Raw genomic sequence first — 22,351 nt, 5'->3', positions numbered from 1 at the left:
GACGCATGAACCGCGCCCCCCTCATGATCGGTGTCGGCCTGGCGGCCCTGGCGTGCTGCGCCCAGGCCTTCGCGCTCAGCCGCGCCGACGCCAAGGTGGGCGGACGCATCGTTCAGAGCGCGAGCATCCAGGTCATCACGCCCATGGTGCTCCCCAGCGTTACGGCCACGGCGGTGTCGCCAAATGCCGCATTCGCTGGGACCGTGCCTTCCGCGGGAACCGGTGGTACAACCGCTGGTGTAGGCAACGCCACCTTAACCATTCGGAGCGAGGTTGGCGACGCATTGTCGATGGCCGTGCCCGAAAGCTTCACGGTCGTCCGCAACGGGGGGACCGAAGCCTTGACCGTCAGAACCAACACCCGCGCCGAATACGGCCTCCAAGACGGCGGCGTGATCCTGGGCGGCGCCGTCATGGGCTCCAACAGCATGAGCGTGAACGTCGGGGGCGCGCTGTCGCTGGCCTCGGCCGATCGGCTGGAGCCGGGCGCCTACGAGGGCCTGCTGGTAGTCGTGGTCCAGTACAATTGAGCCGGATCTCCCTCTCCGTCGCGATCGCCGCCCTTGCGGTCCTCGCCGCGCCGCAGGCTCCGGCCCAGCCCGCCGCCCCCGCCACGCCTGCCGTGACGGCCAATGTCACCACCGTCGGCGCCAACCTGAACATCTCCCCCAAGCGGGTGACCTTCGACCGCAACCGGCGGAGCGCGACGGTCTACATCTATAACCAGGGCAATGCGGCGGCGACGTTCGACGTCAGCCTCGTGGACCGCGCCATGCTGCCGGACGGCCAGATCGTCGCGCTCTCCGACGCCGAGAGCCGTCCTGAGGCCAAGCCTTACGCCGAGCAGGTAAAGTCGGCCTCGTCCATGCTGCTGGTGTCGCCCCGGCGGGTGACGCTTGCGCCCGGCCAGGGCCAGACGATCCGCCTGCGCGCCAATCCGCAGGACTCCGCGGCGGCCGAGTACCGCAGCCACCTGACCATCACCACGATCCCGCCGCGCGACGCGGGCCTTACGGCGGAGGCCGCAGCGGGCGTCGGCCCCAACGAGCTCCGCTTCCAGATCAATTCGGTGTTCGGCCTCAGCATCCCGGCCATCATCCGCACCGGCGACGCCGACGTGCGCGCCGGGATCGAGAACGTGCGCCTTGAGTACGCCGAAGTCACGCCGCAGGGCCAGACCACGCCGCGGCGCACCGCCGTGGCGGTGTTCGACATCGTCCGACTTGGGACCAACTCGCTGTTCGGCAACATCGAGATCCGCCCCACCGGCGCAAAGAACAGCGAGGTGATCGGCCTCGCCCGCGGCGTCGGCGTGTACCCGGAGGTCGGCCGGCGCACCCTGCGGATCCCGCTGAACAGGCCGCTGGCCGCCGGAGAGAAGCTCGAGGTCACGTTCACCGACGACGACACATCTCCGGGCAAACTCCTTGCGAAACAGGCGTCGTAGGTGCGCCGCGTGGTCTGCCACCGCCGCGCTTGCCATCATCCGCGCCTCCCCCGGGGCGGCCGCCGAGCCGCTCGCACCGGCCGCGAGCGCGCCGCCTGAAGCCGCACAACCTGCCGCCGCCTCGCCGGTCCTCGATCCGGCCTCCCTGCTGCTGTTCTCGGTCGATCTCGACGAGCTGACGCTCACAGATGGTCTGAGCGCTTACGACGCGCCGGAAGACCCACTCCTCCCGGTCGGCGAACTGACCCGGTTGCTCGAGATGGACGTGGAGGTGCTGCCCAGCGAGCGGCGCATCATCGGCCGCCTGGGCGAAGCCCGCCGCTCCCTGGTCGTCGACCTCGCCACCGGCACCGCCAAGGACGGTCCGCGCAATGTGCCGCTGGCGGCCAGCGACGTGGCGGTCACGGACACCGAGATCTACATCCGGGCCTCGGCGCTCCAAAGGCTGCTGCCCCTGACGCTGCAGGTCGATCCCGAGAGCCTGGCGTTGAAGATCACCGCCACGGAGCTGCTGCCGATCCAGGGCCGGATCCAGCGTCTTGCGCGCAAGCGCGACAACTTCGAGGGCTTCCAGCAGAAGGACGAGGTTCTCAAGGTCGAAACGCCCTACCGGCTGTTGAGCCTGCCGGCTTTCGATATGGCCATCGGGGCCGGCATCGAGTCCGATAACCGCTTCCCGTTGCGCTACGACATCCGCGTCGGCGCCGACCTGCTGTACACCGGGTTCCAGGGCTATCTCGGCTCGAACGAGAGCGGGGACCCCTCCACCGCCCGTTTCGTCTTCGAGCGACGCTCGGTAGGCGGGGGGCTCCTCGGGCCGCTCAAGGCGCGCACCATCGCCGTTGGCGACGTCTTCACGCCGGGTCTGTCGCTCGGCCCTCGCAGCCTCGGCGGCCGCGGCTTCATGCTGTCCACGGTCCCGCTCGACCAGACGAACATCTTCAACCGTATCGACCTGCGCGGCGAACTTCCGCTTGGCTACGACGTGGAGCTGTACGTCAACGACGTCCTGCGCAGTGGCCAGAACACGCCCGCCAAGGGGCGCTACGAATTCCTCAATGTGCCGCTGAGCCAGGGCATCAACGTGGTCCGGGTGGTGACCTACGGGCCGCGCGGCGAGCGCAGCGAGAACACGCGCATCATCAACGTCGGCGGCGGCGTGCTGCGACGCGGCGAGGCCACGTTCGAGCTGGGGGTGGTCCAGCAGGAGGAGCCGCTGCTGCTGCTCCAGAAGCCGCTGCCGGAGGAGCGGGTGAACCCGGGGCGCGGCGGGCTGCGCGCCGTTGTCTCGGCCAACTATGGCCTGACGTCCACCCTGACAATCGCCGGCGCCGCGGCCTACCTGCCGTTGGACGACGACGACTATCGGCAGCTCTACACCCTCGGCGCGCGGACCTCCCTCTTCGGCTTCGCCACCCAACTCGACCTCGCCTACGACAGCCGCGGCAGTTCGGCCGTGTCGCTGGGCATGGCCGGCAATGTCTTTGGCCTGTCCACAGTGCTGCGGCACGCCGAATTCCAGGGCGGCTTCCTCGACGAGAACGGCCCCGGCGCCGACATCAGCCGCGCCATGCTGCGTCGTAGCGAACTCACCTTCGACGGCAACCTGCAGTTCCGCGGCCAGGTCGTTCCCGTGTCGGTCCGCACCTTGCGCAACGAGTATGCCGACGGGCTTATCGACATCGCCTCCTCGCTGCGCGCCTCCACGACGGCGTCGAGCTTCCTGATCTCGGCGGGTGTGGAGTACGAGCGCAACATCACCCCACAGCAGACCGTCCAGCGGCTGAACGGCTATTTCGCGGGCTCCACCTTCAGGGGCTACAAGTGGCAGCTGCGCTCCACCCTCGACTTCGAGATCCTGCCCGAGCTGCGGGCCCGCTCGCTGGCCATCACCGCGGATCGCGACATCAGCGAGACCGTGGCCCTGCGGTTCGGGGTGGGCCAGGCGCTGGACGATGTCTCGAGCTTCAACCTGACAGCCGCCAGCATCTTCAAACTGCGGTTCGCGGACCTGTCGATCAACGGCGACTACAACAACGCCGACCAGAGCTGGCGGCTTGGCGCCCAGCTGAACTTCGGGCTGGGCTATAACCCCGCCCTTGGGCGCTATCAGGTGACGCGGCCCGGCCCCGGCTCCGGCGGCAGCCTGTTGTTCGAGGCGTTCCTGGACAAGAACGGAAACGGCATCTTCGACAGCGACGACGTGGCGGTGCCCAACGTCACGCTGGAAGGCGCCGAGACCAAGATTCGCACCGGTCCCGACGGCCGAGCCTTCGTCACCGGCGTCGGCGCGGGCCCGACCAGCCGCATTCTCGTCGGTCTCGACGAGGTCGAAAACACCCAGGTGCAGGCGCCGCCAAGCACAATTCAGTTCTCACCCCGGGCCGGCAGCTTCACCACCGTCCGCTACCCCATGAAGCCGACCGGCGAGGTGCTGGTCAGCATAAACCTGCGCCGGCCGGACGGGACGTTGGTTGGGCTGTCCGCCGCCCAGGTCCGGCTCGTCGGCGACAACGGCTACACCGCAGAAGCGAATACCGAGTTCGATGGCTCGGCCAACTTCCAGAACCTGCCGATCGGCAAGTACCGTTTGGAACTCGATCCCGACCAGGCCAGGCGGCTCCGGATGACGCTGGTGGAGACCCCCACCATCGAGATCAAGGGCGATGGCGGCTTCGCACCCGACGTGCACGCCGAGGTGAAGTTCGCTCCCCGCCCCGCGGCCGCAGCGTCCGAGGGAGAGATGCCCGCCCCTCCTACGGCCGAGCCCGCAGGCCAGCAGAAGAGCGAAGACTCTCAGTAACTTTGCCGCGGTATCTTCCGGTGCAATCGGTCAGCCGAAAGTGTTATTGAGCACGACCATGCGACGCGCCAGTATATCGCAACTCTTGATTGCCGGGCTTCTCGCCTTTTCCGCGAGCGCCGCCGGGGCGCAGACCTATGGCGTCGGCGTACCCTCCAGCAGTCCCAACCTCGGCGAGGTGGCCTCTGCCGCCTCTGGTACGACGACCTTCCGGATCTCGGCCAGCACCGGAACGGTGACCAAGTTGAGCGGCTCCGGCGCGCGGGTGAGCACGGGGAGCACCCGGCCCATGGTGACGATCAGCTGCGGCAACGAGGGCGCGTGCAACACCAAGAGCGTCAACATCCGCATCGGCTCCGGGACGACGTCGGGTCGGGGCGGGACGCTGACCAACTTTACCGTCTCGATGGGCACGGCGTCGTTGACGGTCTCCCCGACCGGAACGAACCCGATCAACTTCCGCATTGGACCGATCGGCAAGAACAGCTCGAAGACCTTCTACGTGGGCATGGACTTCCCGATCGGCGGGGACACCTCCGGGTCGCCCACCGGCGCGGCGCAATCGTCGTTCTACGTCTGGGCGGATGATGCCCCCAACACGCCGAACGGCTCGCAGGGCGACAGCGGCGAGGCGGTGGCCACCGTCTTCCGTTCGATCTCACTGACCAAGAACAGTGACCTGGAGTTCGGGCGCATCGTAAAGCCGTCGAGCGGCAGCGGCACGATCGCGCTGGCGGCCGCAGACGCTTCCAAGAGCTTCCCGCCCGGTACGGCCTGGCTGAACCTGCCGATCGCCAAACGTGCGAGCTACACCGTCACTGGCGAGGGCGGTCAGACCTTGTCGATCACCGTCCCGGCCACCTTCCCCATGACGGGTCCAAACGCCTCCTCTTTGACGGTGACGACCAACAACAACCTGGTCGCCAGCCCGCTGTTGAGTTCGATCCTGGGCAACAGCGGGACCTACAGCTTCTTTGTCGGCGGCTCGTTCCCGATCTCCGCCAGCACCCAGAACGGCGCCTATACCGGCACGTTCAATGTGACTGTCGCCTACAACTAGGAGGCGGCCCGGCTCTTGCTTTTGCTGCGCTAAATGACCGCGTCGCCGCCCACAAGGTTGCCGACCGGATAGTCAAGCTGTACCAGAACGGGCCACTGAGGGGCGACACGATGCCGACCATCCAATTCGAGAGCGTGCCGGCCGGCCTGTTCCCGGTCTATTCGGAGCAGGGCTTCCAGTTCTCGACCCTGACGACCCAGCAGAACGGGTTCAACGACGCGTTCTGGAACCGGGCGCAGGTGAACAACCTCGGGACCGGCGGCTATCTGATCAACCAGTACACCGGCGACACCGTACTGGTGAAACCTGTGGCGGGCGGCGCGTTCGGCGCAACATCCGTCCAGGTGAACGGCTTCAGCTTCGAAGGCTGGAACGGGACGGCGCCGGTGACCGGCACCTCCGTGCTGACCTATTACTTCACCGGCGTGAAGTCCGACGGCAACGTCGTCACCCACGAGTTCACCACCGACAGCATCGACGGGTTCCAGACGGTGAACCTGCCCGGGGGCTTCGGCGCCGGGCTGGTGCGGCTTGAGTGGTTCACGGTTGGCGGAACGGGCTGGGGCGCGTTCGACAACCTGGCGCTCACCCTGAACACCGCGCCGGTCGCGCAGCCGTTCAGCGGCGCTATCCTGGCCGGGCAGACGTTCACAGGCCAGCTGCTGGCCACCGACGCGGACGGCCAAGCCCTCACCTTCCAACCTGTCGGGACTCTCCCTGCGGGAGTGGTCGTCGACGCCGACGGCAAGTTCTACGTCCAGCCGCTGGCCGGCGACGAGGACATCACGGCGGCGCGGGTCGTGTCGTTCCAGTACCGCGCCTTCGACGGGACGGACTATTCGGCGACCAAGACGGCCTCGGTGACGCTGAACCCGGTGGGCGTCGGTCCCGACATCGTCGGCGGAAACCACCCGCAGATCATCATGGGCACCGCCCGCGGGGAACGCATCTGGGGCGGGAACAGCGGCGACACGCTTTGTGGCGGCGGCGGCGCCGACACGGTGGACGGCGCCAATGGCAAGGACTCGCTGTGCGGCGGGGCCGGCGCGGACAAGCTGATCGGCGGGAACGGCAGCGACTGGCTAGACGGCGAGGCCGGCAACGACACGCTCGACGGCGGCAACAGCCCTGACACCCTTGCGGGGGGCGCCGGCGACGACCGCATCACCGGAGGCGGCAGCCCCGACTACTTCATCTTCGGCAAGGACTTCGGCCGCGACACGATCACCGACTTCGACCTGAAGAACGAGGTGATCCAGATGTCGCCGGCGATGTTCGGCAGCTTTGATGACCTGAAGGCCCACGCCCAGCAGGTCGGCGCCAACGTGGTGATCACGTTCGACGCCCAGAATGCCCTCACCTTGCAGAACGTGAAGCTCTCCGCCCTCAGCGACGGCAACTTCCTGTTCTTCTAGGCCTCGCCTCCGGTCGTCCCCGGGGCTAACCTGTCGCTCAAAGACATCGGGGAGCCTCTGGAGACCCACCATGAAACGCCTTGCCTGCCTCGCCGCGCTGACCGCGCTCGCCGCCACGCCCGCCTTCGCCGCCTTGAAGGCCGGGGACAAGGCTCCCGACTTCACCGCCCCGGGCTTCCAGGCCGGCAAGTCCCTCACCTTCTCGCTCGCCCAGGCGCGCAAAAAGGGGCCGGTGGTGCTGTACTTCTTCCCCGCCGCAGACACCAAGGGCTGCAATCTCGAGGCGAAGATGTTCGCTGACGCGATGCCGAAGTTCACCGCCGCCGGGGCGACGGTGATTGGCGTCACGGCCGGCAACCTGGACAAGCTGCAGCAGATCTCCGCGGACACCGACAAGTGCTCGGGCAAGTTCCCGGTGGCGGCCGATCCAGGCGCCAAGATCGCCCGGCAGTACGACGCGATCCTGGCAGCCAAGCCCGATTGGTCCGACCGCACCTCCTACGTGATTTCGCGCTCCGGCCAGGTGGTCCACGCCTATTCCAAGATGGACCCCAACGAGCACGTGTCCGAGACACTGGCCGCCGTGCAGTCGATGAAGAAGAAGTAGCGCGTCCGCGCTACTTCAATCCGAGCTTGCTGCAGTCGACCTTGCGGCAGAAGCGGGCTTGCATGTCCGCCTGCATCTCCGGGATGAGCGGCTGCATAGCCGGCATGGCCTTCGACATCATGGCCGGCGACTTGGCCATGAACGAGCGCCCTTCCGGGCTTTCCATGTAGGCCACCGCGGCGCGCAGCTCGGCCTCGGTGAAGCCGCTCGCCAGGACTGGCGCCATGGCGTCCATCATTCGCGGCGTCATCGCGACCACCGCTTCCGTCGTGCTGGTCACCAGGGCGTCCCGAACGTCGCTGGGCAGCGACTGACCGAGCCGCTTCTCCATGTCCTGCAGCATGGCCGGCGTCATGGACTCCATCATGGCCTTCATCATCGAAGGCATGTCGATCGCCGCCATGTAGCGACGGACAAGCGTCATCTGGGCGGCGCTCGGCTGCTGGGCCGCAGCCGGGCCGGCCAGGAGGCTCAACGCCACAGCCGCGGCGGTCAGGGACTTCAGGAACATGGAAAGCCTCGGCTCTAAGACGTCAGGGACTTGATCAGCAGGTAGAGCCCTGCCCCGAGGCCCGCCGACAACACGGCGGCCAGGATCCGGTTGCGTCGCATGGCCCCTCCCCGTTGAACCTCCAGCATGCGCCCCACAGGCGCAAGGGGCGAAAATCCTTGCTCCGCCAGAGGTTTTCGCCTATTTGCGCGCCTCTTCACGGAATGCGGTCTCACGCGGAACGCGAATGGGTCGGGAAACTCCCGGCCGCCGCGCTGAGAGCCATCGTATCCGGCGGACCTTCCGCCGCCGGACGCGCCGCCTTCCACAGCGGAAGAAGGATAGAATGGCCCTCTACGAACACGTGGTCATCTCGCGGCAGGATATCTCGCCGCAGCAGGCCGAAGCCCTCAACGACCAGCTCAAGGCCCTCATCGAGCAAGGCGGCGGGAACGTCGCGAAGATCGAGTACTGGGGTCTGCGCAACCTGACCTACCGGATCAAGAAGAACCGCAAGGGTCACTACTCCCTGCTCGCCATCGACGCCCCGGCCGACGCCGTGAAGGAGATGGAGCGCCAGCTTTCGATCAACGAAGACGTGCTGCGCTACATGACCGTCCGCGTCGAAGAGCTGGACCTCGAGCTCTCCCCGATTCTCGCCCGCCGCGATCGCGACCGCGAACGCCGCGACGACGCCCCGCAATTCTAAGAAAGGGAGGCTCATCGCATGACCGACGAAACCTCCGCCGCCCCGGCTCCGTCCGCGGCCGCTTCCTCGGGCGGCGCGCGCCGTCCGTTCTTCCGCCGCCGCAAGGTGTGCCCGTTCTCCGGCGCCAACGCCCCGAAGATCGACTACAAGGACGTCAAGCTCCTGCAGCGCTACGTTTCCGAGCGCGGCAAGATCGTGCCGTCGCGCATCACCGCGGTGTCCGCCAAGAAGCAGCGTGAACTGGCCAAGGCCATCAAGCGCGCCCGCTTCCTGGCGCTGCTCCCCTACGTCGTGAAGTAAGGGAGACGACGCACATGAAAGTCATTCTGCTCGAACGCGTGGAAGGCTGGGGCGGTCTCGGCGACGTGGTCACCGTCAAGGACGGCTACGCCCGCAACTTCCTCCTGCCGCGCAACAAGGCGCTCCGCGCCAACGCCGCCAACATGAAGGTCTTCGACGCCCAGCGCGCCGAGATCGAGGCGCGCAACGCCAAGGCCAAGGCCGCGGCCGAGAAGTCGGGCGAAGCGCTCGACGGCTCGACCTACGTCCTGATCCGTCAGGCGGGCGAATCTGGCCAGCTGTACGGCTCCGTCGCCGGCCGCGACGTGGCCGATGCGATCAACGCCGAAGGCGGCAAGGTCGAGCGCGCCCAGGTGGTCCTGGACAAGCCGATCAAGACCCTGGGCATGCACGAGGTGAAGATCCGCCTGCACGCGGAAGTCGCCGTCACCGTGACGCTCAACATCGCCCGCAGCCAGGACGAAGCCGATCGTCAGGCCCGGGGCGAGAACGTGATCAACGCTCAGTTCGAAGAAGAGCGCATGGCTGCCGAGCAGGCCGCCGCCGACCTTCTCGAAGGCGGCGCGGGTCAGCTCGAGGGCGGCTACGCCGACGCCTGAGCTCCCGGCTCATAGTTCCGAAGGCGGCGCGGAGAGCGATCTCCGCGCCGTTTTCGTTCAGCGCTCCTCGTAGAGCCGACGGAGCACCCGAGGCGTCAAGCCGGGCAGGTCCTCCGCGATCAGCCCTGGGCCGTGCAGTCCCGCGGCCTCCGCGTGGATCCAGGCGGCGGCGCACGCCGCCTCAAAGCTTTCCATTCCCTGAGCCACGAGCCCACCGATGAAGCCGGCCAGCACGTCGCCTGAGCCCGCGGTGGCGAGCCAGGGCGAGCCGTTCAGGTTGACCGCGGCCCGACCATCCGGCGCGGCGACAACCGTGTCCGCGCCCTTCAGCAGGACGACCGCGCCGGCGCGCTCAGCGGCGCGTCGGGCCGCGCTGATCCGGTCCGTCGAGGTCGCAAGCAGGCCCGGGAAAAGCCTCTCGAACTCGCCCGCATGCGGCGTGAGCACGTCGTCCCGATCGAGGACCGAGAACAGCTCTTCGGGGTCGTCGCGAAAAACGGTGATGGCGTCGGCGTCCAGAACCAGGGCGGCGCCCGTCCGGGCGAGCGCCAGGACGTTCAGCAGGGTGGTCTCGCCGACTCCGGCGGCGGGCCCGACGACCGCCGCATCGACGCTGCCGGCCGCCTGCTCCAGCTCCAGATCGGTCTCGAAGGGCCGCAGCATCACGGCCTCCAGGTGGGCGGCGTTCGAGGCGAGCGACTCCGGCGGCGACAGGATCGTAACGAGCCCTGAGCCGATCCGAAGGCCGGCGCGGGCGGCGAGCCGGGCCGCGCCCGTGCTCCAGGCGTCGCCGCTGACGACGATCAGCCGACCACGGGCGTGCTTATGCGAGGCGCTGTCAGGCCAGGGGAAGCGGTCCAGCCAGAGTTCGGGGCCGTTCTCAAAGATCCGGCCCTGCGTCTCGCCCAAGCCGATGTCGGCCACCAGGACTTCGCCGCAATGGCTTCGGCCGGGCTCGAGCGCGTGCGCCGGCTTGCGGGCGTGGAAGGTGACCGTCAGCCCGGCGCAGAACGCCGCCTCCCCCACCTGCCGCCCCGTGTCGCCGGTGATCCCGCTGGGCAGGTCCACGGCTACGAAGCGGTCACGCAGCCGCTGCGAGACGCGAGCCAAGCGCGCGGCTTCGCCCTCGAGGGGCTTGGAGAGACCCGCGCCGAACAAGGCGTCGACGAACAGCTCGGGGCGATCGCCGCCCTCCCCTTCGCCGATGGCCATGGTCCGGCCGGCCCAGAGGGCGGCTGCCGCCTGCGAGTCGGCGGTTGCGGGAGGGGCCAACTGCTCCACCCAAACGTCCCAGCCGCGCTCGGCGAGCAGGCGGGCGATCACGTAGCCGTCGCCACCGTTGTTTCCAGGCCCGCAGAACACCACGGTCGGACAGGGATCGAAGCGATCCACGACGGCGTCCGCCACCGCTCTGCCGGCGCGCTCCATGAGCACGGTCCCTGGGGTTCCGGCCTCGATGGCGGCCTGGTCGGCGGCTGCGGTCTCCGCAACGGTAAGGATCTGCCGCGCCGCCAATCAGGTCTCCTTGCCGGGTTAGAGCACTCCCGTGGTGGCTTCGCGCCCCTTGGCCACCAAGGTCAAGCGGTCTCCGTCGGTTTCGAGGATGGTGATGGACGCGTGGTCCGGCCGGAAACAGACCACCCGATCGTCGCCGGTCAGGCGGGACACCACGGCGTTGATGGCCACGAAGTGCGAGAAGACCGCCGTTCCTCCGCGCGCGTGCAGGGAGGCCACGATCTCGCGACGCCAGGCGTCATAGTCGAGGTCGCTGTCGATCTCGCCCCAGGCGCCTTGGAAGGCCTGCCGCAGCCACGCGGGCCGCTCCTCCGCGGCAAGGGCCTTCGGCGTCGGGATCTCGCCCACCCTGGAATCGACCTCAACCGTGACCCCAAGCGCGAGGGCCGTCGGCTGCGCCGTTTCCTGGCAGCGACGAAGGGGCGAACTCACCACCCGCTCCGGCCGTTCGCCCGGCGGCAGCGCCAGCAGCCAGTCGCGCGCGGCCTCCGCCTGGCTGCGCCCCGCCTCGTCGAGGCCTGGATCGTCGTCCGCGCCGCCCCAGGTGGACGCAGGTTTCCCGTGTCGGATCAGATAGAGGCGCGGCATGTGTCAGTCCGGTGTGAAGAGGTTGATCTGGCCGTCGTCGGCTTGGCGCACGGTCCCGCTGCGCCCGATCTGCTCCTGCGCCTCGAAGGCCGCGAGGAAGGCGGGATCGGCTGGGGTGTTGGCGACGAACCGCCGCCCGGCCTCGTCACGACCCACCACGATGCCCAGGAACGGTCCCTCGCGCTTGTGAACGACGGTGTAGGTCTCGATCATGCCACGCCCGCTTGGCCGCTCGACAATCTCGGGATGCGGCAGGGCGTCGATCTCGCGCTGGAGCACGGCCGGGTCCTCGCGCTCGAAGGGCCTGTCCGGCCGCTTCGTCGAATAGACCCCGGTGGACTGCTTGGTGAGGTACCAGCCGTTGCCCGTGACGAGGCCATAGGCCCCGCGGCGGTCACGCAGCCGCTGCAGCATCACCGCCACCGAGTGCATGACGTAATTGTTCCCCGGGCCGCCCGCGTACGGCAGGCCGCCCGTAACGGTCAGACCGCGAGGGTCGTCGAGGGCGATGCCCAGAGCCTCCGCCCCGATCTCCACGGCGATCGGGAAGCAGGAATAGAGGTCGATCAGGTCGACGTCGTCGATGCCGATCCCGGCCATCTCCAGCGCCTTCTGCCCGGTGCGCCGCATGGCGGGGCTGGAGTGGAAGTCCTGCCGGTCCAGCGGATGCCACAGGTCGGCGGCGTCGGCGCACCCGTGCAGATATACCCACCTGTCCTCAGGCACCCCGAGTTCACGGGCCTTCTTCTCACTGGCCACGATCACGGCGGCCGACTGGTCCACCTCCATGATGGCGTTGAGGAGCTTCGGATAAGGGAAGCCGATCATCCGGTTCTTGTCCGAAACGGTGACAATCTCCTCCGCCGTGCGCTTGGTGCGGAACCACGCTTCGGGATTGTCGGCCGCCACCTCAGAGAACCGCGCGAAAAGCTCGCCCATTCGCCGCTGGTGATCGGCGATGGAGCGGCCGTCGCGGGCGCGCAGGGCGTTCTCGAAGATCGGATAGATGTTGATCGGCCGCGAAAGCCCGTGGCGGATCTCGTAGGGCGTGCTGCCGTTGCGCGGGTCGCCGATCCGCTGTGGGGCCGGCAGGTCCTCGTCCTCGTCGGCGGACCAGTCGTCGAAGGAGAGCCCCTGCCCCGCCCGCTTCATGGCCGAGCCGAGGAATTCGCAGCCTACGGTGAGGGCGAGCTCGGCCTCTCCGCGCGCGATGCGCGCGCAAAGGGTGTTGATCAGGTACTGGGGCGTGTTGCCGCCCATCTCGGAATAGACGCTCCAGCCCGGCCGCGCGCCGATCTGGCGGGCAAGGTTCGCGGGCGGGTTGGTCGAGTGCGGGATCATGCCTCGCTTCGAGCCGGGCGCGTCGATGGTGTAGCCCACCACCGCCAGCGCATCGATCGCCGCAAGGCCCTGGGCCCCGATGCCCGCATCCAGCGCCGCCCGTTCCGCTGCAATCTTCAGCAACGACGTGGGCGACGGGGAATCAGCCGGAGCGCCCCTGTACGTGAATTGACCCGCTCCAATCAGAACTGGCGTGTTTTCGCTGCCCACAGGCTCTCTCCCGACGCTCGGCGCCCGCGATCCTAGGGTCGGAAAGCGCCCTCACAAGTCGATTTCCGGCGTGATGCTTTTTTGATCCGCCGGCGCCCAATTCCTAGGCGCCTGCTAATTTTCCCAACCGGCCGCTGCGGCAGGCAACCGGTTCGGCTTGTGGCGGCAGGGCGGGCCGTGCTCCGTCCCCGCCAAGCGCCGGGGCGGCGCATTCCTGTCTCCAAGCCGGGCCCATGAAAAAGATCGAAGCCGTCATCAAGCCGTTCAAGCTCGACGAAGTGAAGGAGGCCCTGCAGGAGCTGGGCGTCCAGGGCATGACGGTGATCGAGGCCAAGGGCTACGGGCGCCAGAAGGGGCAGACCGAGCTCTACCGCGGCGCGGAGTACGTCGTGGACTTCCTGCCCAAGATCAAGATCGAGGTGGTGGTCGCCGACGATCAGCTGGATCGCGCGCTGGAGGCGATTTCCACCGCAGCCCGCACCGGCCGCATCGGTGATGGCAAGATCTTCGTCTCCGACGTGATCGACGTCATGCGCATCCGCACCGGCGAGACCGGACCCGCGGCCGTCTAAGCCTCAAGATACCATCGAGACCGGACCAACAAGGGGATCATCGACATGGCTTCCGCTCAGGACATCCTGAACCAGATCAAGGAGAAGGACGTCAAATACGTGGACGTCCGCTTCAGCGACGTGCGTGGCAAGATGCATCACGTCACGTTCGACATCGACCTGGTGGACGAGGAATTCCTCACCGACGGCACCATGTTCGACGGCTCATCGATCGCTGGCTGGAAGGCGATCAACGAGTCCGACATGAAGCTGCGGCCGGACCTCAACTCGGCCCACATCGACCCTTTCTATCAGCAGACCACCCTTGTGCTGTTCTGCGACGTCCTGAACCCGGACACCAACACCCCGTACAACCGCGACCCGCGCTCGATCGCCAAGGCCGCCCTGAACTACGTGAAGTCGGCCGGCGTGGGCGACACCGTGTTCTTCGGCCCCGAGGCCGAGTTCTTCGTGTTCGACGACGTGCGCTGGAACACGGCCGCGCACGACACCTCGTACAGCTTCGACTCCACCGAGCTGCCGGTCAGCTCGAGCAAGGTCTACCCCGAGGGCAACATGGGCCACCGCCCGGGCCCGAAGGGCGGCTACTTCCCGGTCAACCCGGTGGACAGCGGCCAGGACCTGCGGGGCGAGATGCTGGCGGTCATGGGCGAGCTCGGCATGCAGCCCGAGAAGCACCACCACGAGGTCGCGCCCGCCCAGCACGAACTCGGCCTGAAGTTCTCCGATCTGCTGACCATGGCCGACCGGATGCAGCTCTATAAGTACGTCATCCAGAACGTCGCCCACGCCTACGGCAAGACGGCCACCTTCATGGCCAAGCCGATGTTCGGTGACAACGGCTCGGGCATGCACGTGCACCAGTCGATCTGGCTGAACGGCAAGCCGCTGTTCGCCGGCGACAAGTACGCGGGCCTGTCCGACATGTGCCTCTGGTACATCGGCGGCATCATCAAGCACGCCAAGGCGATCAACGCCTTCTCGAACTCGACCACCAACTCCTACAAGCGCCTGGTGCCGGGCTACGAAGCTCCGGTGAAGCTGGCCTACTCGTCGCGCAACCGCTCGGCGTCCATCCGCATCCCGCACGTGGACAGCCCGAAGGCCAAGCGCATCGAGGCCCGCTTCCCCGATCCCATGGGCAACCCCTACCTGACGTTCGTGGCCCTGCTGATGGCCGGCCTCGACGGGATCGAGAACAAGATCGATCCAGGCCCGGCCATGGACAAGAACCTCTACGACCTCCCGCCGCGCGAGCAGAAGAAGGTCCCCGAGGTCTGCGGCTCGCTGCGCGAAGCCCTTGAGAGCCTCGACAAGGACCGGGCCTTCCTCAAGAAGGGCGGCGTCATGGATGACGATTTCATCGATAGCTACATCGAGCTGAAGATGGAGGAGGTCATGCGCCTCCAGCTCCACCCGCACCCGGTGGAGTTCGCGATGTACTACGCCTGCTAGGCGCAGCTCGACACGAGACGAGATCAGGCCCGCGGAGCGATCCGCGGGCCTTTTCCGTGGGCGCTCAGGCGGGACGGCACTCGCCCTGGCGGTCCACGCCGACGCCCGCCGCGCCGGCCTCGCAGGCGTTGCCGTAGGTCTTGCCGTCGCAGCCGCACACCGGGGCGTAGATCTTCGTGCACATCGGCGTCCTGGGCGTGCAGACGCCGGCGCCGTCGGCCACCCGGCACTGGCCCTCCGGATGCTTGCAGTAGTCCTCGGCGCTGGCGCAGGCGAACCCCGCGATGCCCCCGCACATGCCGCCGGTCTGTGACGCCCGGCCCGGGGCCGGCGCCTCGCTGCGCGGCGGCGGCGCGGGACCGGGGCCCGCCTCGGCCGCCGACTGCTGGCAGCCGGCCAGCATCAGGGCGCTCAGGGACAGCACGAAAAGAGCGGGGCGCAGCATGGGCGTCTCCTCCGGGGACGAACGATTGCCGTTTGCGGCGACGGCTCTACAACGCAACGCATGAGCCTTCGCAAGCGCGCCCTCGCCTCCGCCGCCGCCCTGGCCTTCGCGGCCGCCCTCCCCGTCTTCGCCCAGCCGTCGCCGGGGCCGCAGCCCTCGGCCCTGCCGCCGCCGATCCCGGCGCCGCAGGACGTGGCCTATCCTGGCGTGCTCAAGCTGGAGGTGGACGCCACCGACCTGGAGCGGCGGATCTTCCGCGTCCGCCAGACGGTGCCGGTGACCGGGCCCGGGCCGCTGACCCTGCTCTATCCGCAGTGGGTGCCGGGCGGGCATTCGCCCCGCAACGCCATCTGGGCGGTGGCCGGGCTGGTGGTCCGCGCCAACGGCCAGCCGATCCCGTGGACGCGCGACCCGGTGCAGGTGTTCGCCTTCCACGTGACGCCGCCCGCGGGCGCGACTAGCGTCGAGGTGGAGTTCCAGTACGTCTCACCGACGGCCTCCGACCAGGGTCGGGTGGTCATGACCCCAGAGATGCTGAACGCCCAGTGGATTTCGCTGGCCATGTACCCGGCCGGCTACTTCGTGCGGCGCATCCCCGTCGAGGCGGCGATCAAGCTGCCGGACGGGTGGGGCTACGGCGTGGCTCTCGACGTGGACCGCACCGAGGGCGGCTGGGTGCGCTTCAAGCGCACCGATTTCGAGACCCTGATGGACTCGCCGATGTTCGCCGGGCGCTATTTCCAGCGCTACGACCTGGACACCAGCGGCAAGTCGCCGGTGCGCCTGAACATCGTCGCCGACCGGCCCGAGTTGCTGGCCGCCACCCCCGAGCAGATCGAGAAGCATCGCGAGCTGGTGCGCCAGGCCGACAAGCTGTTCGGCGCGCGCCACTTCGACCGCTACGAGTTCCTGCTGGCGCTGACTGACCGAATGGGCGGCATCGGGCTCGAGCACCATCGCTCCAGCGAGAACGGCACCGACCCGGAATACTTCACCGAGTGGACCAAGAACGCCCCGGCCCGGAACCTGCTGCCGCACGAGTACAGCCACTCCTGGGACGGCAAGTTCCGCCGCCCGGCGGACCTCTGGACGCCCAACTACAACGTTCCCATGCGCGGCAACCTGCTGTGGGTCTACGAGGGGCAGGACCAGTACTGGGGCTTTGTGCTGGGGGCCCGCTCGGGCCTGGTCACCAAGCAGCAGACGCTGGACGCGCTCGCCATGACGGCGGCGACCTATTCGACGGGCCGGCCCGGCCGCGAGTGGCGCTCGGTCGAGGACACCGGCCACGATCCCACCATCGCCGGACGCCGGCCCATCCCCTGGACCAGCTGGCAACGCAGCGAGGACTACTATTCCGAGGGCCAGCTGGTCTGGCTCGACGCCGACACCCTCATTCGCGAGAAGACCAATGGTAAGAAGTCGCTGGACGACTTCGCCCGGGTGTTCTTCGGCATCAATGACGGCAGCTGGACGCCGGTCACCTACACCTTCGAGGACGTGGCGGCGGCCCTCAACAAGGTCGTGCCCCACGACTGGAACGGCTTCCTGAGCCAGCGCCTGCGCGACGTGGCGCCCACCTATCCGCTGGAGGGGATCACCCGTGGGGGCTACCGGCTGATCTACACTCAGGCCCCGACCGACTACTGGAAGGACAACGAGGCCTCCCGCAAGATCGTGGACCTGACCTACTCCGTCGGCTTCACCGTGAACCGAGACGCCAACCTGACCTCGGTGCTCTGGAACGGCCCGGCCTTCAAGGCGGGGCTCACCGTCGGCGACAAGCTGATCGCGGTGAACGGCATCGCCTACGACAGCGAGCGGCTGAAGGAGGCGATCACAGCGGCGAAGGGGGGTCAGCCGCTAAGTCTGCTGGTCAAGGACGGCGACCACTACCGCACCGTCTCCCTCGACTACCGCGGCGGGCTCCGCTACCCGCGCCTGGAGCGGATCCCGGGCGCGCCTGACCGGCTGAGCGCCATCTACGCGCCGCGTAAGTAGCCGCGGGCGCAGTGGGTGCGGGTGGCCGGCCGCCGCCCACGGAGCATTGTCATGCTTCCGTAGCCTGCCTTTCGCGGCGCCGTCATAGACGCCGCCTAAGCCCCGCCCCGACCGGCGACCCACGCCGGCGAAGGGGACAGACATGCATTCGATGATGAAGGGCGCGCGGGGCGCGCGCCTGTGGGCGACGGCCGCGGCCGCCGCCCTGCTCGCCACCTCCGCCCAAGCCGCGGACGCCGCCGACGCCGCCGACGCGGCGGCCGAGGCGACGGGCGTGCAGGAGGTGGTGGTGACCGGCCTGCGCACGACCCGCTCGGCCGTGGCGCTCGAGGCGCAGGAAATCCAGAAGGTCCTGCCGGGCGCGAGCCCGCTCAAGGCCGTCCAGACCCTGCCCGGCGTGCTGTTCCGCACCGCCGACCCCTGGGGCAACAACGAGCAGAACCTGTCGCTGTTCGTGCACGGCTTCTCGACCCAGCAGCTCGGCTACACCCTGGACGGCGTCCCGCTGGGCGACCAGCAGTACGGCAACTACAATGGCCTGAGCGTCTCGCGAGCGATCTCGAGTGAGAACGTCGGCCGGGTGACCCTGTCCACAGGCACCGGCTCGCTGCGGGTGCCTTCCACAAGCATGCTGGGCGGAGCGATCGAGACCTTCTCGCGCGATCCGCTCGACGAGCGGACCCTGCACGCTGCCCTGACGCTCGGCAGCTACAAGGCCAACCGTACCTTCGTGCGTCTCGACTCCGGCGAACTCGCCGGCGGCGCCCGCGGCTACCTCTCCTACCTGAGACAGGACCAGGAGGCGTGGGACTTCAACGGCCACCAGCGTGGGCACCAGGTGAACCTGAAACTGGTCAGCGAGCCGGGTCCTGGCACGCTCACCTTCTATGCCGACTGGCAGATGAAGGTGGAGCCGAACGAGGACGCCACCGCCTTCGGGAACCAGCAGACTGCGCTCGGCCAGGGCTACTTCCCCTACACCCGCGCCTTCCTCTACCCCAACCTGCAGGCCTGCACGGCGACGCTGACCGGTGGCCCGGGCACGCCGCCGCCGGGCCAGGGCAACAACTTCTCGAACTGCTTCAGCGCCGCCCAGCGCGAGGACATCCTGTCCTACGTCCGCCACGACTGGGAGCCTGCCCGGGGCTTCACCTGGAGCAACACAGCCTACTACCACTATAACTTCGGCCGCGGGATCGTGGCGGGCCCCGTGAACACAGCAGGCCTGCCGGGCCTCTTCGCCACCTACTACCCGAACCTTGTGGTCGGCTCGGCCACCAGCACCGCCACGCTGCAGAACATCGTCAACCTGTTCGGCGGCAGTGGAAACGCGGTCCGCACGACCGAATACCGGATCAACCGCGGCGGGGTGATTTCGAACCTCACCTGGGAGATCGGCGACCACCAGGTCGAGGCGGGCGGCTGGTTCGAGCACAACGAGCCCGCCCAGCACCGGGTCTGGTACCCGATGACCGCAGCCAACAACAATCTGTCGCCTTACGACGTGCCCCGCGGCCCCAAGGCGCTTACCCAGTACGCCGGCGAGTTCTTCATCAACGACATCCAGCTGCACATCCAGGACCAGTGGCGGATCGTGCCGCGGCTCCTCCTGCAGGCCGGGGTGAAGGCTTCGATCCAGGACGCCACCGGCAAGTTCCCGATCAATCAGCGCAATCTGCCGACCGTCGCGGTGCCGGTGCGCTATCCCACCGGCAGCATCAAGACCGAGGAGTGGTTCCTCCCGCAGGTCGGTCTGCTGTGGGAGCCGACCGACAATGAGCAGGTATTCTTCAACGCCCAGAAGAACCTGCGCCAGTTCATCCCGTATGGCGCCGGCAGCGGCTTCTACGGCTTCTCGCCCTGGAGCCTCGGCACCCAGGCGGCCTTCGACCTCTTCAAGGAGACGGTGAAGCCGGAAACGTCCTGGACCTACGAGGGCGGCGTGCGCACCCGCCGCTCGTTCGACGGCTCGCTGATCTCCGGCGTCGATGGCCAGGTCAGCGTCTACCTGGTGGAGTTCCGCAACCGGCTGCTGAACATCGCACCCTACAACTTCATCAACCCCGCGCCGGCCATCCTGGCCAACGTGGGCGGGGTGACGTCGAAGGGCGTGGACATCTCGGGCACGGTCAACTTCGGCCCGAACTTCAGCGTCTACAACGCGCTCTCGTACAACGACACCGAGTACGACGACGACTACCAAAGCGGCGTGCAGGTGGTGAACGGCGTCACCGTGCCCGTGACCGTGGCCACCGCCGGCAAGCAGGTGCCGCTTACCTCCAAGTGGCTCAACAAGACGATCCTGCGCGCCAGCTACGGGAACTTCGAGGCGCAGCTCAGCGGCGACTACGTGGGCAAGCGCTACGTCACCTACCTCAACGACCTGTCGGTGAAATCGAGCCTGCTGATCGGTCTCCAGGCGAGCTACGCCTTCGACATGCCCGCCGACAGCCGGCTGAAGCGCGGGCGGATTAGCCTCAACATCACCAACGTCACCGACGAGAAGGGCGTCTCCACCGCCGGCGTGACCAGCAACTCAGGCGGCTACACGGCCTTCCCGATCGCGCCGAGGATGGCCTTCGTCACCCTGGAAGCCGACTTCTAGGCAGGACGGTCAGCATGCAGACCTGCGGCCGCGCGACGCCGGTGTCGCGCGGCCGCATTGCGTTCGGGTCTCGGCCGATTCATACCCGACCAGAATCCCCTTACCGTCACCGAGTCATGCCGAATTCCGCCGCCCAGTCCGCCCTGCCCGACCTGTTCGACGACGCGCTGAACCCGGCGCCCGCGGCTCCGCTCGCCGAGAGTCACGAGCCGCGGCCGGATCCTGCGGTGGTGGGCGTGAAGACCTCCGGCTATTCCGCCAAGGACATCGAGGTCCTCGAGGGCCTGGAGCCGGTCCGCAAGCGACCGGGCATGTACATCGGCGGCACCGACGAACGCGCGCTGCACCACCTCTTCGCCGAGGTGCTGGACAACTCGATGGACGAGGCCGTCGCCGGCCACGCCAAGGTGATCGAAGTGTCCCTGGACGCCGAGGGCCAGCTGACGGTGAAGGACGACGGACGCGGCATCCCCGTCGACCCGCACCCCAAGCACCCCGGGAAGTCGGCCCTGGAAGTCATCATGACCGTCCTGCACTCGGGCGGGAAGTTCTCCGGCAAGGCCTACGAGACGTCGGGCGGCCTGCACGGCGTCGGCGTCTCAGTCGTGAATGCGCTGTCGGAGCGGGTCGAGGTGACCGTCTGGAAGGACGGGTTCGAATGGCGCCAGACCTTCACCCGCGGCAAGCCGCTGGGCTCCATCGAGAAGCTGGGACCGACCCGGAAGAAGGGCACCCAGATCGCCTTCATCCCCGACCCGATCATCTTCGGCGAGGGGGCGGCCTTCAAGCCGGCCCGGCTCTACCGGATGGCGCGGTCCAAGGCCTACCTGTTCGGCGGCGTCGAGATCCGCTGGAAGTGCGATCCCTCGCGAATCCAGGACCAGACGCCGGCCGAAGCGGTGTTCCGATTCCCCAACGGCCTGGCCGACTTCCTCGCCGAGCGCGTTAAGAGCGTCGAGACGGTGACGCCGGAGCCGTTCGCCGGCCGCTACGAGCGCCCGGGCGAGACCGGCAAGGTCGAATGGGCGCTCACCTGGACGCCGCAGGGCTTCGGCGAGGCCGACGGCTTCATGCAGTCCTACTGCAACACCGTGCCGACCCCTGAAGGCGGGACGCACGAGGCCGGTCTGCGCGCGGCGCTGACGCGCGGCCTGAAGCAGTACGCCGAGCTGGTGGGCGAAAAGCGCGGCGGCCTGATCACCGCCGAGGACGTCGTGGCCCAGGCTGGCTGCCTGATCAGCGTGTTCATCGCCAACCCCGAGTTCCAGGGGCAGACCAAGGAGAAGCTCTCCTCTTCTGAAGCCCAGCGGCTGGTGGAGAAGGCGCTGGCTGATCCGTTCGACCACTGGCTGACCGGCCAGCCAAAATCCGCCAGCGCGCTCCTGCAGTTCGTCATCGAACGCGCCGAGGAACGCCTCAAGCGCCGCCGCGATAAGGAGGTCGCCCGCGCGTCGGCCACCCGCAAGCTTCGGCTGCCCGGGAAGCTCGCGGACTGCTCGGGGCAGGCCACCGACGGCACCGAGCTGTTCCTGGTCGAGGGCGACTCGGCCGGCGGTTCGGCGAAGCAGGCGCGTGACCGCCGCACCCAAGCGATCCTGCCGCTCCGCGGCAAGATCCTGAACGTCGCGTCCGCCTCCCTCGACAAGCTGGGACAGAACAAGGAGCTGGCCGACCTGCTGCTGGCGCTGGGCGTGCAGGGCGGCTCGAAGTTTAAGGAAGAAGAGCTCCGCTACGAGCGGATCATCATCATGACGGACGCCGACGTTGACGGCGCCCACATCGCCAGCCTGCTGATCACCTTCTTCTACAAGACCATGCCAGGCTTGATCCGCGCCGGCCGCCTCTACCTGGCCCTGCCGCCGCTCTACCGGATCAGCCACGGGGGCAAGTCGCTCTACGCGCGCGACGATGCGCACCGCGACGAGCTGCTGGCGACCGAGTTCAAGGGCAAGAAGCCCGAGATCAGCCGGTTCAAGGGCCTGGGCGAGATGATGCCCGCGCAGCTGAAGGAGACCACCATGGATCCCGCCAAGCGGATCCTGGCCAAGGTCACCCTGCCCCGCGCCGAGGAGACGGTGGAAAGCTTGGTGGAGGCGCTCATGGGCCGCAAGCCTGAGCTGCGCTTCCGCTTCATCCAGGAGAACGCCGAGTTCGCCGCCGCCGACCTCGACGTCTGATCCCGTTCAGGC

Annotated in this window: 19 protein-coding genes; 14 read left to right on the top strand and 5 right to left on the bottom strand. The window is 68.1% G+C overall.

What is annotated here, in order from left to right:
• Positions 1 to 5 precede the first annotated feature (5 nt).
• The 6 genes from VIL67_RS16220 (at position 6) to VIL67_RS16195 (ending at position 7,332) form a co-directional block, all read left to right on the top strand.
• Complete coding sequence (locus VIL67_RS16220) at positions 6 to 530, top strand: DUF4402 domain-containing protein (RefSeq protein ID WP_332049952.1); 525 nt, start codon at positions 6 to 8, stop codon at positions 528 to 530.
• On the top strand, positions 527 to 1,447 hold the full coding sequence (locus VIL67_RS16215) for a fimbrial biogenesis chaperone (RefSeq protein WP_332049951.1): 921 nt from the start codon (positions 527 to 529) through the stop codon (positions 1,445 to 1,447). Before VIL67_RS16220 ends, VIL67_RS16215 begins: the two co-directional genes overlap by 4 nt.
• On the top strand, positions 1,428 to 4,250 hold the full coding sequence (locus VIL67_RS16210; RefSeq protein ID WP_332049950.1) for a hypothetical protein: 2,823 nt from the start codon (positions 1,428 to 1,430) through the stop codon (positions 4,248 to 4,250). The genes VIL67_RS16215 and VIL67_RS16210 overlap by 20 nt, the downstream gene beginning before the upstream one ends.
• Positions 4,251 to 4,296: 46 nt before the next feature.
• Entirely contained in the window at positions 4,297 to 5,310 is a 1,014-nt protein-coding gene (locus VIL67_RS16205; protein ID WP_332049949.1) for a DUF4402 domain-containing protein, read from the top strand.
• Positions 5,311 to 5,420: 110 nt separating this feature from the next.
• A complete protein-coding gene (locus tag VIL67_RS16200; protein WP_332049948.1) occupies positions 5,421 to 6,725 on the top strand; it encodes a calcium-binding protein in 1,305 nt (434 codons plus the stop codon).
• A 70-nt stretch (positions 6,726 to 6,795) separates the two neighbouring features.
• Complete coding sequence (locus VIL67_RS16195) at positions 6,796 to 7,332, top strand: peroxiredoxin (protein ID WP_332049947.1); 537 nt, start codon at positions 6,796 to 6,798, stop codon at positions 7,330 to 7,332.
• A 10-nt stretch (positions 7,333 to 7,342) separates the two neighbouring features.
• Here the strand turns inward: VIL67_RS16195 and VIL67_RS16190 are convergent, their stop codons facing one another.
• Positions 7,343 to 7,843, bottom strand: a complete 501-nt coding sequence (locus VIL67_RS16190; protein ID WP_332049946.1) for a DUF2059 domain-containing protein — start codon at positions 7,841 to 7,843, stop codon at positions 7,343 to 7,345.
• Positions 7,844 to 8,168: 325 nt separating this feature from the next.
• On the opposite strand from VIL67_RS16190, the gene rpsF reads away from it, so the two are divergent.
• From rpsF to rplI, 3 genes are read left to right on the top strand one after another with little or no spacing between them, the layout of a single operon-like run.
• Positions 8,169 to 8,531, top strand: coding sequence for a 30S ribosomal protein S6 (gene rpsF / locus VIL67_RS16185; protein WP_257838433.1), 363 nt, complete (start codon positions 8,169 to 8,171; stop codon positions 8,529 to 8,531).
• A gap of 18 nt (positions 8,532 to 8,549) precedes the next feature.
• Positions 8,550 to 8,831, top strand: coding sequence for a 30S ribosomal protein S18 (rpsR, locus tag VIL67_RS16180; protein ID WP_332049945.1), 282 nt, complete (start codon positions 8,550 to 8,552; stop codon positions 8,829 to 8,831).
• Positions 8,832 to 8,845: 14 nt separating this feature from the next.
• Positions 8,846 to 9,430, top strand: a complete 585-nt coding sequence (gene rplI / locus VIL67_RS16175) for a 50S ribosomal protein L9 (RefSeq protein ID WP_332049944.1) — start codon at positions 8,846 to 8,848, stop codon at positions 9,428 to 9,430.
• Positions 9,431 to 9,487: 57 nt separating this feature from the next.
• Here the strand turns inward: rplI and VIL67_RS16170 are convergent, their stop codons facing one another.
• The 3 genes from VIL67_RS16170 to VIL67_RS16160 are packed head-to-tail and all read right to left on the bottom strand — an operon-like array spanning position 9,488 to position 13,084.
• On the bottom strand, positions 9,488 to 10,945 hold the full coding sequence (locus tag VIL67_RS16170) for an NAD(P)H-hydrate dehydratase (RefSeq protein WP_332049943.1): 1,458 nt from the start codon (positions 10,943 to 10,945) through the stop codon (positions 9,488 to 9,490).
• Positions 10,946 to 10,963: 18 nt separating this feature from the next.
• Entirely contained in the window at positions 10,964 to 11,533 is a 570-nt protein-coding gene (locus VIL67_RS16165; protein WP_332049942.1) for a histidine phosphatase family protein, read from the bottom strand.
• Between the two features lie 3 nt (positions 11,534 to 11,536).
• Entirely contained in the window at positions 11,537 to 13,084 is a 1,548-nt protein-coding gene (locus VIL67_RS16160) for an acetyl-CoA acetyltransferase (protein WP_332049941.1), read from the bottom strand.
• 233 nt (positions 13,085 to 13,317) lie between these two features.
• Between VIL67_RS16160 and VIL67_RS16155 the strand changes: the two genes are divergently transcribed.
• A complete protein-coding gene (locus tag VIL67_RS16155) occupies positions 13,318 to 13,656 on the top strand; it encodes a P-II family nitrogen regulator (protein ID WP_332049940.1) in 339 nt (112 codons plus the stop codon).
• Between the two features lie 45 nt (positions 13,657 to 13,701).
• Positions 13,702 to 15,111, top strand: coding sequence for a type I glutamate--ammonia ligase (glnA, locus tag VIL67_RS16150; protein WP_332049939.1), 1,410 nt, complete (start codon positions 13,702 to 13,704; stop codon positions 15,109 to 15,111).
• Positions 15,112 to 15,175: 64 nt separating this feature from the next.
• Here the strand turns inward: glnA and VIL67_RS16145 are convergent, their stop codons facing one another.
• Positions 15,176 to 15,556 carry a Kazal-type serine protease inhibitor family protein gene (locus tag VIL67_RS16145; protein WP_332049938.1) on the bottom strand — a complete coding sequence of 127 codons (381 nt, stop codon included), beginning with the start codon at positions 15,554 to 15,556 and terminating at the stop codon, positions 15,176 to 15,178.
• A 60-nt stretch (positions 15,557 to 15,616) separates the two neighbouring features.
• Between VIL67_RS16145 and VIL67_RS16140 the strand changes: the two genes are divergently transcribed.
• From VIL67_RS16140 to parE, 3 genes are all read left to right on the top strand, one after another.
• The gene (locus tag VIL67_RS16140; protein WP_332049937.1) at positions 15,617 to 17,557 is read left to right on the top strand and encodes a M61 family metallopeptidase; all 1,941 of its coding nucleotides are present in this window, start codon (positions 15,617 to 15,619) and stop codon (positions 17,555 to 17,557) included.
• 142 nt (positions 17,558 to 17,699) lie between these two features.
• A complete protein-coding gene (locus VIL67_RS16135) occupies positions 17,700 to 20,162 on the top strand; it encodes a TonB-dependent receptor (RefSeq protein WP_332049936.1) in 2,463 nt (820 codons plus the stop codon).
• A gap of 116 nt (positions 20,163 to 20,278) precedes the next feature.
• Positions 20,279 to 22,339 (top strand): DNA topoisomerase IV subunit B, encoded by a 2,061-nt coding sequence (parE, locus tag VIL67_RS16130; protein WP_332049935.1) that lies wholly within the window; start codon positions 20,279 to 20,281, stop codon positions 22,337 to 22,339.
• Positions 22,340 to 22,351: the final 12 nt, after the last annotated feature.

Origin of the sequence: Phenylobacterium sp. (assembly GCF_036563385.1) — a bacterium.
GTDB lineage: Bacteria > Pseudomonadota > Alphaproteobacteria > Caulobacterales > Caulobacteraceae > Phenylobacterium.
The sequence above is the reverse complement of the archived record's forward strand: the minus strand, read 5'-3'. Positions and strand labels throughout refer to the sequence as shown.